The 13,269-nt window shown below is 73.0% G+C and carries 10 protein-coding genes and 1 tRNA gene; 9 read left to right on the top strand and 2 right to left on the bottom strand.

What is annotated here, in order from left to right:
* Positions 1–10: 10 nt before the first annotated feature.
* The 5 genes from AB0399_RS15630 to AB0399_RS15610 all read left to right on the top strand — a co-directional run bounded on the left by AB0399_RS15630 (position 11) and on the right by AB0399_RS15610 (position 8,728).
* Positions 11–685 carry a hypothetical protein gene (locus AB0399_RS15630; RefSeq protein ID WP_366411631.1) on the top strand — a complete coding sequence of 225 codons (675 nt, stop codon included), beginning with the start codon at positions 11–13 and terminating at the stop codon, positions 683–685.
* Positions 682–2,772 (top strand): hypothetical protein, encoded by a 2,091-nt coding sequence (locus tag AB0399_RS15625; RefSeq protein WP_366411630.1) that lies wholly within the window; start codon positions 682–684, stop codon positions 2,770–2,772. Before AB0399_RS15630 ends, AB0399_RS15625 begins: the two co-directional genes overlap by 4 nt.
* Before the next feature lie 87 nt (positions 2,773–2,859).
* A complete protein-coding gene (locus AB0399_RS15620) occupies positions 2,860–4,422 on the top strand; it encodes a class I SAM-dependent DNA methyltransferase (RefSeq protein WP_366411629.1) in 1,563 nt (520 codons plus the stop codon).
* Positions 4,419–5,639, top strand: coding sequence for a hypothetical protein (locus AB0399_RS15615; RefSeq protein WP_366411628.1), 1,221 nt, complete (start codon positions 4,419–4,421; stop codon positions 5,637–5,639). Before AB0399_RS15620 ends, AB0399_RS15615 begins: the two co-directional genes overlap by 4 nt.
* Positions 5,636–8,728, top strand: a complete 3,093-nt coding sequence (locus AB0399_RS15610) for a type I restriction enzyme endonuclease domain-containing protein (protein WP_366411627.1) — start codon at positions 5,636–5,638, stop codon at positions 8,726–8,728. Before AB0399_RS15615 ends, AB0399_RS15610 begins: the two co-directional genes overlap by 4 nt.
* 232 nt (positions 8,729–8,960) lie before the next feature.
* Here the strand turns inward: AB0399_RS15610 and AB0399_RS15605 are convergent, their stop codons facing one another.
* Positions 8,961–9,287 carry a hypothetical protein gene (locus AB0399_RS15605; RefSeq protein WP_093736221.1) on the bottom strand — a complete coding sequence of 109 codons (327 nt, stop codon included), beginning with the start codon at positions 9,285–9,287 and terminating at the stop codon, positions 8,961–8,963.
* 287 nt (positions 9,288–9,574) lie between these two features.
* On the opposite strand from AB0399_RS15605, the gene AB0399_RS15600 reads away from it, so the two are divergent.
* Entirely contained in the window at positions 9,575–10,048 is a 474-nt protein-coding gene (locus AB0399_RS15600) for a hypothetical protein (protein ID WP_366411626.1), read from the top strand.
* A 10-nt stretch (positions 10,049–10,058) separates the two neighbouring features.
* Entirely contained in the window at positions 10,059–10,835 is a 777-nt protein-coding gene (locus AB0399_RS15595) for a hypothetical protein (protein WP_366411625.1), read from the top strand.
* Between the two features lie 360 nt (positions 10,836–11,195).
* Here the strand turns inward: AB0399_RS15595 and AB0399_RS15590 are convergent.
* Positions 11,196–11,267: transfer RNA gene (locus AB0399_RS15590), tRNA-Arg, on the bottom strand.
* Positions 11,268–11,424: 157 nt separating this feature from the next.
* On the opposite strand from AB0399_RS15590, the gene AB0399_RS15585 reads away from it, so the two are divergent.
* Together AB0399_RS15585 and nrtL are read left to right on the top strand one after the other, a co-directional pair.
* Entirely contained in the window at positions 11,425–11,928 is a 504-nt protein-coding gene (locus AB0399_RS15585) for a response regulator (protein ID WP_329364545.1), read from the top strand.
* Between the two features lie 85 nt (positions 11,929–12,013).
* Positions 12,014–13,177: an ArgS-related anticodon-binding protein NrtL gene (gene nrtL / locus AB0399_RS15580; protein ID WP_366411624.1), complete on the top strand. Its 1,164-nt coding sequence runs from the start codon at positions 12,014–12,016 to the stop codon at positions 13,175–13,177.
* Positions 13,178–13,269: the final 92 nt, after the last annotated feature.

The raw sequence follows: 13,269 nt of genomic DNA, 5'->3' as shown, positions 1-13,269 counted from the left end.
GGGCGTAGCCATGCGGAGCGATGAGCAGGAACTGGTACGGGCCATGTCGGCCGAGCGTTTTCAACCGTTCCTAGCGGTATCCGAGCACGACGCCACGGTGGCGCTGCGCCTGTACGCGTGGGATGCCGAGGTCAGCCGGGCTTTATACAGCGTCTTGCGGGACCTGGAGATCTGCTATCGCAACGCCGTCCACCGACAACTCACGGGCAAGTACCGCCGGGACGATTGGTGGAATGACCGGCGCATCCGACTGCACCAGGTCGGTCAGGGCAACATCGCCGATGCCCGAGACAAGCTGCGCACGATGCGCAGGCCGGATGCTCCCTGCGACATCGTGGCGCAGTTGTCGTTCGGCTTCTGGGTCGGCCTCTTCGCAAGGGGCGAGGGGCGCCATTACGAGATGCAGCTGTGGAACGCGTCGCTCCAGCACCTATTCCGGGCGCATGGCGTCCGCCGCGACACACTGCACCGTGACTTGAAGAAACTTCTGGAGCTGCGCAATCGGGTCGCCCACCACGAGCGCATCTTCCACCTACCGTTGGAGGCCCGCTTCGCCGCCGCACTCACGCTGATGGGTTACGTCAGCCCCGAGACGGCCGCGCTGCATGAGAAGTTCGGCCAAGTGCCGCAGGTGCTGGCCCGTAAGGCGCGGGTCCTGTCCGGAGAGGAGGAGATTCGGCTGTGAGCCAGGTGAGCGAGGCGGGCGAAGGGGCCCGGCAGGCGCGTACGCACCGGTTCGAGCCGGTGACCCTCGGCGAGATCAAGGAACTCGCCGGTGTGGGCCGCCCCACCGTCAGCAACTGGCGCCGCCGCCACGTGTCCTTCCCGGCCGCCATGGGCGGCACCGAGAGCAAGCCGCTCTTCGACGCCGAGGAGGTCGCCGAGTGGCTGGACGCCCGGCCCGTCCCCGAGGCCGAGCGGGAGGACGACGGACGTACGCCGACGTACGGCGACCGCTTCCGCGCGGCCCTGCGGCTGCGGCGGCTGGTCGCGCTGAAACACGACGGCGTCCCGGCGGAGACGCTGATCAGGTCCGCCCTGGCCGTGATCGCCGACAGCGCCGCGGGCGACCGGCCGGACCCGGCCGCGGGCCGGGAGCCCGGAGGGCGCGAACAGGCCGGACAGCTCGAACAGGCGGTGGCCGAGCTGCTGGCCGGTACGCCGACGCCGGGCGCCGCCGCCGACGCCGTACTGGGCCTGGTCGGCCGGCTCGAATCCGACCTGGCGATGGACGCGACCCCGGCCGTGGTCGCGGACCTGGTCGCCGCCCTGGTCCGCCGTACGGCCGCCGGCTCCTCCGTGATCAGCCTGGACGCCGGAACGGGCGACCTGCTCTTCGCCCTCGACCACGCCCGGCACGGCCGGATCACCGCGGTCGAGCCGGACGGGCTGCGCCGCGAACTGCTCGGCCACCGCCTGCGGGCGCACGGCGTCCGGGGCATCGGCCTGCACACCGACGTCCCCGCCCTGCGGGCCGAGGGGTGCGCGGCGGCCGACGTCGTCGTCGCCGACCCGCCCTACGCGGCGGGGGAGCGCGAGACGGCCGATGACGGGCCGCTGAACCGGGCCGTCGAGGCGGTGCGACTGCTCGCGCCCGGCGGCACCGCGTATGTGGTCGTGCCGTCGTGGACCCTGGTCCGCCGGCGGACGGGCGTCCGCAGCCCGAACGTCCACCTGCGGGAGTACCTGCTCCTGGAGGACGCGGTCGCCGGGATCGTCCAGCTCCCGCGCCGCATCCACCCGTTCCGCACCGGCGCGGAGCTGGCCCTGCTCGTCCTGCGGCGGGACGCCGAGCCCGGCCGCCGCGGCCGGGTGCGGCTAGTGGACGGCGACCGGATCGCCCTGCGCACGGGGCTCGGGGAGCGCTGGACGCAGGGCGTCGCCGAGGCGCTGGGCGCGGCGGACGCCCCGGCGTCCGAGGAGGCCCGCGACCTTCCCGTGGCGGCCGCGGGCCCGCGCGACGAGCACCTGCTGGACGGCGGTTCGCTGCTGCCCGCCCACCGGCTGGCCTCCCCGGAGCGGGGGCTCGACCACTTCGGGGCGTCCCTGGACGCGCGCCGGGAGGCCGCCGCGGCGCTGCCTGACCTGCGGGAATGGATCGGCGGTCTGGGCATCGCCAAACGGGAGGGCCCCGTCCTTCACCGCAGGCTCGACGAGCACGTACGGGCCGGCCAGCTGAAACTCCTCCCGGGCCACCGCATCCGGGCCGAGGACGTCACCGACACCGGCCTGGTCATCATCGGCCGGGAGGAGATGCTGGGCACCCTGCCCATCGGCCGGCGACGGATCGCCCTGGAGACGCTCGCCGGCTACCCGCAGGCTGCGGTGACCGAGCGCGGCGACGTCCTGCTGCTCACCGAGCACGGGGTGCGCACCCACGTGGACGACGCGGGCGGCTGCGTCCTGCTGGCACCGGTGCAGGGCTTGCGCATCACCGCCTACGCGCAGCACCAGGAGCAGCGGGCGGCGGGTGGGCCGGTCCGGCCGGGCAGCCTGTGGATCGGCCCACACCCGCTGGCCCGGCTGCTGGCCGCACCCAGGAACCAGCAGCGCGGCAGCGGTTCGCTGGTGCGGCGGGTGAGCGTACGCGACATGGACCTGCCGCAGCTGCCGCCCGAGGAGATCACCGAACTGGAGGCCGTCCTCGTCGAGACCGACCGGCATCGCGCCGAGGTGCGGCGCCAACTGGACGCGCTGGACGCGCTGGCCGAGCGCCTGGCCGCCGGGGTCGCCGACGGCGCGCTGGCGTTGCGGCGGCGGCCGAGCCGGTAGCCGGTGGTCCCATGGGGGAAGCACGACGTCGGACACGAGAGAAGCGAGGCACCTGTGCCGCCACGAAAGAAGCGGTCCCCGGAGGAGATGAAGGACATCCTCTGGCGTGCCGCCGACAAGCTGCGCGGCAGCCTGGACGCCGCCGAGTACAAGCACTACGTGCTCGGCCTGGTCTTCCTCAAGTACGTGTCCGCGGCGATGGCCGAGAAGCGGCGGCAGCTGGAGGCCGAGCTGCGTGCGGAGGGCGGATGGGAGGAGGCCGATCTGCTCGCGACCCTGGAGGAGCGCCGTGAGTACACGGGCTCCGGTGTCTACTACGTACCCCCGGCCGCCCGCTGGGAGAACGTGGTGGACCTGGCGAGGGGCGCGGGGGGCGGGGCCGGCATCGGCGAGGCGATCGACTCCGCGATGCGCGCGATCGAGGGCTACAACCCGGCCCTGCTCGGGACCCTCCCGAAGATCTACGCCGACAGCAGTGTGGACGGGCGGCGCCTGGCCGACCTCGTGGAGCTGCTCGACCGCGTGGTGTTCCAGGAACAGGCCGGCGGTCCCGTCGACACGGACCTCGTCGGCGAGGTCTACGAGTTCTTCCTCGTCCAGTTCGCCGCCTCGGAGGGGCGCAGGGGCGGTGAGTTCGTCACCCCGGACAGTGTGGTCCGGCTCCTGGTGGAAGTCCTCGGCCCCCGGGAGGGCGAGCGGGTGTACGACCCGGCGTGCGGCTCCGGCGGCATGTTCGTCCAGGCGGCGCACTCGGTCAGCCGCCACGGCGGCGACCGGCTGAACGTGGCGTTCTACGGCCAGGAGCGGAACGCCACCACCTGGCGGCTGGCGCACATGAACCTGGCCGTCCACGGGATCGAGGCCGGTCTCGGCAGCGGGCAGGCCGACGTCTTCCGCGACGACCGGCACCCGGACCTCAAGGCACAGGTGGCGCTGACCGCCCCGCCGTTCAACCTCTCCGACTGGGGCGGCGACTTCCTCGCGATGGACCGGCGCTGGGTCTACGGCACCCCGCCGGTCAACAACGCGAACTACGCGTGGCTCCAGCACACCGCGAGCAAGCTCGCCCCGGGTGGGCGGGCGGGCGTGGTGCTCGCCAACGGGTCGCTGAGCAGCAGGCAGTCCGGTGAGGGGGACATCCGCCGGGCGATGCTCGAAGCGGACCTGGTGGCCTGCGTGATCGCGCTGCCGGGCCAGTTGTTCCGCACCACGGCGATCCCGGCGTGCGTGTGGCTGCTTGCCGAGGGCAAGGGGCGGGGCGTCGGCTGGGCGCGGGAACGCGGCGGCGAGGTGCTGTTCGTCGACGCCCGGGAGCTGGGGTTCATGGCGGCCCGCACCCTGCGGACGCTGAGCGACGAGGAGATCGTCCGCATCGGCGACCTAGTCCGGGCCTGGCGCGGCGAGCCCGGCGCCGGCCCGTACGCGGACGTGCCGGGCCTCTGCGCGACCGTGCCGCTGTCCGCCATCGCCGAGCAGGACTTCGTGCTGACCCCCGGCCGTTACGTCGGCGCGGCCGAGACGGCGGCGGACCCGGACGCCGAGCCGCCGGAGGCGAGGGTCGCCCGGCTGACCGCCCTGCTGCGCGAGCAGTTCGCCGAGTCCGAGCGGCTGGCCAGGGTCGTCGACGCGCAGTTGCGGAGAGTGTCGTGACGGCCGTCCGCACGCGGCCCCTGAAGGACTTCGCCGCGCCGGACGGCCTCGTCGGCGGACCGCTCGGCTCCCGCCTCGGAAAGCGGGACTTCGTACCGGAGGGGGTTCCGGTCATCCGCGGCCAGAACCTGGCCGGCGACGGGTACTTCTCGTCGGCCGGCCTCGTCTTCGTCCCGGCCGCCGCGGCGGACGGGGCACTCGCCCGCCACCTCGCCGTTCCCGGCGACCTCGTCCTCACCCAGCGCGGTACGCTCGGCCAGGTGGGAATCGTGCCCGCCGAAATCCATGAACGGTACGTCCTGTCACCGGCCCAGGCCCGGATACGGGTGGACCCGGACCGCGCGGACACCAGGTTCCTCTACTACTGCTTCCGGGACCCGGCCATGATGGCGCTCCTGCATTCCCGTGCCGTGACCACGGGCGTCCCGCACGTCACCCCGGACGTCCTCGGCGGTCTCCCGGTCCCGGCCCGGCCGCTGCCCGAGCAGCGGGCCGTCGCCGAAGTCCTCGGGGCGCTGGACGACAAGATCGCGGCCAACGCGCGCACGGCCGCCACCTGTTTGGAGCTGGCCGACGCGTCGTTCGCGGTGGCGCCGGCGGGCCCTCCGGCCCAGCTGGGCGAGGTCGCGGAGCTGCACGACGGCCCGCACGCCACGCCGGTGAAGACCGCGTCCGGCCCGTGGTTCCTCAGCATCAGCAGCCTGGACGCCGGCCGCCTGGACCTGGCCGCCTCCGCCCACCTGTCCGAGGAGGACTTCGCGCGCTGGACCCGGCGCGTCCAGCCGCGAACCGGCGACGTGCTGTTCTCGTACGAGACCCGGCTCGGCCATGCCGCGCTCATGCCCCCCGGTGTCCGCGCCTGCCTGGGCCGCCGGATGGCACTCCTGCGGGCGAAGACCCCTTCGGCGGGTGGCGCGCTGCTCCTGCACGCCTACCTCAGCCCCGCGTTCCAGGACGAGATCGGCCGCCGCACCCTTCACGGCGCCACCGTGGACCGGCTTCCGCTGGGGGACATGCCCGACTGGCCCCTCCCCCTTCCGGCCGAGGGCGAGCGGGCCGGGCTGTCCGCGAGGCTGGAGGCCCTGCACGCGAGCGCGGCGCAGGCCGCGGCCGAGAACGACACCCTCGCGGCACTGCGCGACACCCTGCTCCCCGGACTGGTCTCCGGCCGGGTGCCGGTCGGGGACGCGGCCCGTGCGGTGGGGGGGGCCGGATGAGCGAGCGCGGCGCGGGCACCGCCGGGCCGACCGAGCAGGAGCTGGAGGGGCACACCCTGGAACTGCTCGGCGAGTACGGCTGGCGGCCGGTCGACGGGGCCGAGCTGGGGCCGTCCTCCGGGGAGCGGAGCGGCTGGGACGACCTGGTCCTGCGGCCGCGCCTGCACCGGGCGATCGCCAGGCGGTACCCGCACCTGCCCGGGCCGTCCGTGGACGACGCGGTCGGCCGCCTGCTGGAGCGGGCCGCCGGGGACGACCTCGGCGAGAGCCACCACTTCCACCAGCGGCTGGTCAGCGGTGTCGCCGTCCGCTACCAGGACGCGGCGGCCGGCGGGGAGCGGCACGCGGTGGTACGCCCGGTCGACTTCGCCGACCCGTACGCCAACGACCTGCTCGCCGCCCGCCAGGTCAGGGTCCGCAGTGCCCAGGGCCGCGCCGCCGTCTTCGACATCGTGCTGTACGTCAACGGCCTGCCGCTCGCGCTCGTCGAACTGAAACGGGCCGGCACCGGGGACGGCACACGGGACGCGTACGACCAAGTGCAGTCCTACCGAAGGGAACTGACGGAGACCGACACCTTCGCCCACGTCCTGGTGACGCTCGTCTCCGACGGCGCGACCGCCCGGATGGGCACCCCGTTCACCGCCTGGGAGCACATGGCGCCCTGGCACGCCGATCCCGACGGCACGCTGCTGCGCCGGGAGCAACGGCGTGACGGGCGCGCCCTGGAGCGGATGCTGACCGGCGCCTTCGCACCCGACCGGCTCCTCGATCTGGTGGCTAACTTCCTCTCGTACTCCGCACGCCGGACGGGCGCGGTGGACGCCGTCACCCTCGCCAGGGCCCATCAGTTCTTCGCCGTCAACGCGGCGGTCCGCGCCACCGAGACCGCCGTCGCCACGGACGGCCGCGCCGGGGTCGTCCGGCACGCGCAGGGCGCGGGCCGGAGCCAGGAGATGCTGTTCTACGTCGGCAAGGCCGCGCGGGCGCCCGAACTGCCGCATCCGATGTTCGTCGTCCTCACCGACCGGCTCGAACTCGCCAACCGGCTCCACAGCACCTTCACCGCCAGCAGCACCCTGACGGCGGCGGTCGGCCGTGTCGTACAGGCCCAGGACACGACGCAGCTGCGGCAGCTGCTGCGGGGCGACGCCCGCGGCGGCGTCGTCCTCGCGAGCGTGCAGAAGTTCCGCCTCACCCATGAGGAACACGACGCGGGCGCCCGCCACCCCCTGCTGTCCGCCCGCCGCGACCTCATCGTCGTGGTCGACGAGGCCCACCGCGGTCAGAGCGCTCGGCACGCCCTCAACCTGCGCGAGGCACTTCCGAACGCCACCTTCATCGCGTTCACCGGCACCCTGGCGGACGACCGGAACGGCCGCACGCACGCCGTGTTCGGCGACACCATCCACACCTACGACCTGGCGCAGGCGGTGGACGACGGCGCGACCGTGCCCGTCTTCTACGAGTCGCGCCCGCTCCCGACGCCGCCCGACGACCTGGAACCCGGCCTGGACTTCGGCTCCGACCTGGAGGTCGGCTTCGTTCCCGATGCCGCCGACCTGGCCGCCTCCCCCGCGCGGACCGAGGCGCTGGCACGGGACGTCCTCGCGCACTGGGACGTGCGGCGCGCCGAGATGGCCAAGCTCACCGGCCGGCCGGGCAAGGGCATGGTGGTGACCTCGACACGGCTGGCGGCGACACGGCTCTTCGACGCCCTCATGCGGCTGCGGCCGGAGTGGTCCGGCAGGCGGGACCCCGCGACCGGGCACCTGTCCGACACCGACGGGCGCGTCCGGGTGGCCGTCACGAGGCATCCCGGCGACTCCCCCGAGATCACCGACCATGTCCGCACGCCGCGAGGGCCGGCGACGATCCAGCAGCGGATCGTGGACCCCCACGACGAACTGGAACTGGTCATCGTCCGGTCACTGCTGCTGACCGGCTTCGACGCCCCGCCGCTGCACACCCTCTACCTGGACCAGCCGATGCGCGGCCCCGCGCTGCTGGAGGCCGTCACCCTGGTCAACCGCAGGTGGGACGGCAAACCGTCCGGCCTGGTCGTGGACTACCGCGGCGTCGGCCGGCGGCTCGCCGAGGTGCTGGCCGACGCCACCGGGCAGGAGCGGGACAGCGGGGCATCCGTCACGGACGTCGCGCACGCGGTGCAGACCGTACGGGACAACCACCGGCGGCTCTTGGACGTCCTGGCCGGCTGCCCGTGGCGGGAGATCCGCGACGGGAGCGGTCCGGACGCGTACCGGGAGGCCGTGACGGCGGCACTGGACCACCTCGCCGCCCCCGAGCCCGGCTCGCCGCCGGGAACGGCCCGGCGCGGCGACCGGTTCACGCGGTACGTGGACCTCATGCGCGGCGCGTTCTCGCTGTGCCCGGCGGACGCCCGTGTGCGGGAGCTGCTGCCGGACATCCGCTTCTTCGAGGCCGTGCGGACCGCGCGGGAGAAGCTGGCCGCGTCCGCCGACGACACCGGCGGCCCGGCCGACCTGTACGACGCCGCCGGCCTGGCCGGAGCGGACCTCTCCCATCCGGACGACGCCCTGCTGGACCGGCTCCGGGCGAGCCGGCGCCCGCACCTCGCCGTCGAGGCGCTGCGCCGCACGCTGCTCCGGGACATCCGGCAGGCGCACCCGGACAACGTCGTCCGCCAGGAGGCCCTCACCGGGAGGACGCGGCAGACCGTGGACCGCTACGCCAACGGCCTGGTAACGGCCTCCGAGGTCATGGCGTCCCTGGTCGGCCTGGCCCGCGAGGTGTCCGACGACCGTGAGCGGGCGGGGCGGCTGGACCTCACGGAGGACGAACTCGCCTTCTACGACGCGCTCGTGGTCGACCCGCTGGTGACCGACATGATGGGGGAGCCGGTCCTGGCCCGGCTCGCGCGCGAGCTGTACGGCCAGGTCAGGAGTGTCACCACGGTCGACTGGCGGCTGAAGGACCAGGCCCGGGACCGCGTCGTGGCGCGTGTGCTGCGGCTGCTGCGCAGGCACGGCTACCCGCCGGACCGGCTCCAGGCGGCTGTCCAGCGAGTGCTAAGGCACATGGAGGAGCAAGCCGACGAGTGGACGTGACGCGCCACTCAGGCCGGTTGAGGGCGGACTGGGCCGCGTCCGCCAGTTCTAACAGAAATGCCAGACGTGGCGTTCCTGTTCGCCTTGGCCGTGTAGGTGCGGAGGGTCAACGTTCGCGGAGATGCCGTGGGCCTGGACGGCGTATCCGCCGGCGAGTACGAAGCCGTCCCCGGCTGCGGCCGCCAGGGCGATCCGGGTCAGACGGGCGTGGAGGTGGTCCATGCGGATCACACTATGCGGCGGCAGCAGACCTCAGCTGGGGGAATCTCTCCTGCCACAGCGATTTCGCGCGTACGGGGAGCCAGAGCGAGGGCCACAGACGCAGCAGCAATCCTTCGTCGAGGAATCCACGCAGCTCAGTGACGTCCATAGCTTCGCGGATGACTGTCTCGTAGAGGCGACGCCTGTCCTTGTCGATGGCGAGGTCGTAGCGGCTCTGCTGGGACCAGTCCAGGCTCAGGGGCAGGCTGACGATCCCGCTCGTCGGCCCGGCCAACTCGCTGAGCGACTCGGGAACCGTGTACGGGCGGATGTCCGCGTAACGCACCCCTGGCTGCATACATGCAGTATGCCCCGCGCGGCCGGGGAGAGGCGAGCCTGCGGGAGGCGGTCCTGTATGGCGTTGCGCTGTAACGGTCAGCTATTGGATCGTCGCCGACTGATCGTTTGGTCGGCGGATCCCGGGTAAGCGGCACGACTCCTCCGCGTCGATCGTTGAACAGGTAGAGAGGCGGCGAGCGTCATGCGGAATGAGGCAGGGCGTGCCAGGAAGGTGAGTGCGGGGAAGCGCCCAGGGAGGCCGGGCGCGGTGGGCGCAGCAGAGGCACGTCGGCGAGTGTCAGGCGCGTGGCCGATGAGCTGGCGGTTGAGTTGGTGAGCGCTGTGAGGCGCGAAGCCGGTGCGGGCGGTGGCCCTGGGGTTGCCGTGGCCGGTCGTCGCAGTTCGCCTTTTGCTGGACGGAGTTGGTATGACTTCGCGCTGGAGTACATGGACGTGCGCTGGCGGCAGACCGCGGCGAAGACACGTTGTGAAGACAACGAGGGACTGTGCGCCATCACGCTGGCCATGATCAGAGGACGGACGCTGCGGCCCGACGAGGAGCTGTTGCGCCGGGCGCTGCGGCTTCGGGCGTATGTGGTGCCGCGTCCGGCGAACCGGGAGGTGCCGGGCGACGAACGGGTGGCGCTGCGCTGGGTGGCTCGGGCGACGCGGCCCGTGGACGATCTTCTGGATCCGGAAGTGATGAAGGGGGGTTATCCGGTCGCTGAGCGTTCGAGCGGATGGATCTGCGGTGCCGGGAAGCACGCAACGCCACGGTAGGAAAGCGCTGGTGAATGCGGTCGGCTACGCGTTCGGCGGGGGCGGCGCCGGCGAGGACCTGACTCCCGAGATCCGCTGGCAGGCGCCGAGGGACGACGAGGAGGTCGATCCGCGAGTTCTGGTGAATCCAGGCCAGGCGCGCTCGTTGCTGGACGCCCTGTCGTACGTGGGGCTGTACGGGCGGGCTCGGGGGCGGCGGCTGGTGGGGTTCTTCGCGGGGATGCACTACGCCGGTCTGCAGCCCGAGGAAGCCGTGGCCGTGAAGTACCAGGACTGTGTTCTGCCGGCTCACGGCTGGGGCCGGTTCGTGCTGCATGAGACTCGTCCGCAAGCTGGCAAGAAGTACACGGACAGCGGCCGTAACCATGATGAGCGCGGTCTGAAGAGCCGGAGGAGCGGAGCGGTTCGTGTGGTGCCACTGCCGCCACAATTGGTGACGATCTGGAGGCAGAGCGTCGATACGTTCGGCACGGCGGCCGACGGAAGAATGTTCTTCACCGAGCGGGGGCGGGTGCTGGGTTCCAGCGGCTATTGCACGACCTTGCGAGACGCGCGCGTGCTGGCGCTCCCACCGGATCTGGTGGAATCGCCTCTTGTTGCTCGCGCGTACGACCTGCGGCACTCGGCGCTGTCGACGTGGCTGAACGCGGGAGTGGATCCCACCGAGGTCGCCGAACGAGCCGGCAACACCGTCGAGACGCTGCTGCGCACCTATGCGAAGTGTCTCTACGGGCGCCAGACGGTCGCGGATGACCGCATCGACAAATTCCTGGGCGACTACGAGTAGCGCGACCCTTCGCCGCGGCTGACGCCGTCGCACTCCGTGACGATGCGAACTCCGTTTCCGCAGCAAGACAGCCGGGATTTCAAGGCGCTCCAGCAGGGTCTACCGGCGGCACGTCTCGCTCGTATGCGCCCTGGGCGTCCTGCCCGGCGGTCTTCCTTCCGCGTCACGAATACGCCACAGGCTGCCGAAAGTGCCCCTCGTTTGGGTGGTCGATGAACCACTCGCGTCTGAAAGTGCCTGGTCAGCGGCCTGCTCGATGGTGCGTGGCGAAAAGTGCAACGGCCTCACTGGCCATATGTCTTGGCAAAAATGAAAGCCCGTCAGACTTGCGTTTCCGCAGGTCAACGGGCTTTTCAGGTGTGCCCCCGGCAGGATTCGAACCTGCGCACACGGCTCCGGAGGCCGTTGCTCTATCCCCTGAGCTACGGGGGCGACGGGAAGAACATTAGCAGGTTGGGGAGGGTGGACGTGTACGGGGTTTCGGGGGTGCGAGGGGAGGGCCGGTGGGTGGGGGCCGGGTTCACCCGTCGCGGGGAAGAAATGGGCAAAACGCGGACGCATCGCGAGGGGGGCGCCTACGATTTCGGGTGTGGCGGGAGCGTCCGGCCGGGTGCTTGTTGTCGATGACAACAGGGTGATCCGGCAACTGATCAGGGTCAACCTGGAGCTGGAGGGCTTCGAGGTGGTGACCGCGGCTGACGGTGCCGAGTGCCTGGAGATCGTGCACTCGGTGCAGCCGGACGTGGTGACGCTCGACGTGGTGATGCCCCGGCTGGACGGAGCGCGGACCGCGATGCGGCTGCGGGCGGACCCGCGGACGCGGCAGGTGGGCATCGTGATGATCAGCGCGGGGAACCTGCCGGAGGCGGTCAGCGGGCCCGGCGGGGTCGACGCGTATCTGGCGAAGCCGTTCGAGCCCGCGCTGCTCGTGGAGACGGTGCGCCGGCTGGTCCGGCGCGGCCCCCGCCCCGTCGAGGCGCCGGAGGAACCCGGGCCGCCGTCCGGAGTGCCGGGGGAGCACCGCGCGGACCAGCCGCCCGACCAGCCCCAGGACCAGGCCGCCGCCACCCCCGGACCCGGTTCCGGCGCCTGAGCGCGCCTCCCACCGTGCCCCGGCCCACACGCCGGGCCGTAAACCCGCTCGCCTCCCCACCCCCTCCCTCGCCTACGCTTTTCCCGTGACCCCCGCCGAGCTGTCCCGCACCGTCCTGACCACGGTGCGCCGTGCCGTGGACGCGGCCGAGCTGGCCGTGGAGGTGCCCGAGAAGGTGGTGGTGCAGCGGCCGCCCCGCCCCGGCTGCGGGGACTACGCCACGAACGTGGCACTCCAGCTGGCCGGGCCGGCCGGACGCACCGCCCGGGAAGTCGCGGAGATCCTGCGCCGCCGGCTCGCCCGGGAGCCCGGCATCGCGGGCGTGCAGATCGCGGGCGCCGGCTTCCTGAACATCACGCTCAGCTCGCGCGCGTACGACGTGGTGGTGCGCAGGGTCCGCGAGGAGCGCGAGAGATACGGGTACGGCGACGGGCTCGCCGACGAGCGGGTGACCGTGGCCGCGACCGACGGCGCCGTACGCGGCACGCTCGTCGCGGAGGTGGCGAACGTCCTGCTGCGGGCCGCCGGCGCACTCCCGGCCGCCCCGGACACCCCGCCCGAGCCCCTCGAAGTCGCCGAACCGGCCACTCCCGCCGACCTCAGCGCCACCCCCGCCGAGCTCAGCACCGGCCCCACCGCCCCCCTCACCCTCGCCGCCCTCGAATCCGCCCTCGGCCGCGACGCCGCCCGCTGGGCCCTGCTCCGCCCGCCCGCCGAGGACGTCCCGCGCCTGGACGCCCCCGCCCGCGCCGCCCTGCTCGCCCAGCGCGAGGCCAACCCGCTGTTCCGGGTCCGCTACGCCCACGCCCGCACCCGCGCCCTGCTCCGCAACGCCCACGACCTGGGCATGCCGGCCGACGGCGAGGCGGACGCGGCGGACACGTGTACGGTCGAAGAGGCCGGCCCGCATCCCGCTCCGGTCGACGGCGGCGGCCCTTCGCCGGCGTCCCCGGGCGCACCGAGCCCTTCGCACCACCCCGCGGAGACCGAACTCCTCGGCCTGATCGCCGACTTCCCGCGCGTGGTGGAGAGCGCCGCCCGCCGGCGCGGCCCCGACCGGGTCGCCCGGCACCTGGAGCGGCTCGCCGACGCGTTCGCCCGGTTCCACGACGAGTGCGGCGTACTGCCGAAGGGTGACGAGAAACCCTCGGCCGTCCACGCGGCCCGGCTCCGCCTCACCGACGCGGCGGGGATCGTGCTCGCGGACGGCCTGCACCTGCTCGGCATCAGCGCCCCCGACCGGATCTGAACCCCCGACCGGGCCTGACCGGACGGAACCCCGGGCCTGACCGGACCGAACCCCGGACCGGGTCTGGCCTGACCCCGGCCGGACGTGGACCC

The sequence above is a fragment of the Streptomyces sp. NPDC088194 genome (assembly GCF_040702025.1).
GTDB lineage: Bacteria > Actinomycetota > Actinomycetes > Streptomycetales > Streptomycetaceae > Actinacidiphila.
Note: the sequence above shows the minus strand (reverse complement) of the source record. Positions and strands in the feature narration are given on the sequence as shown.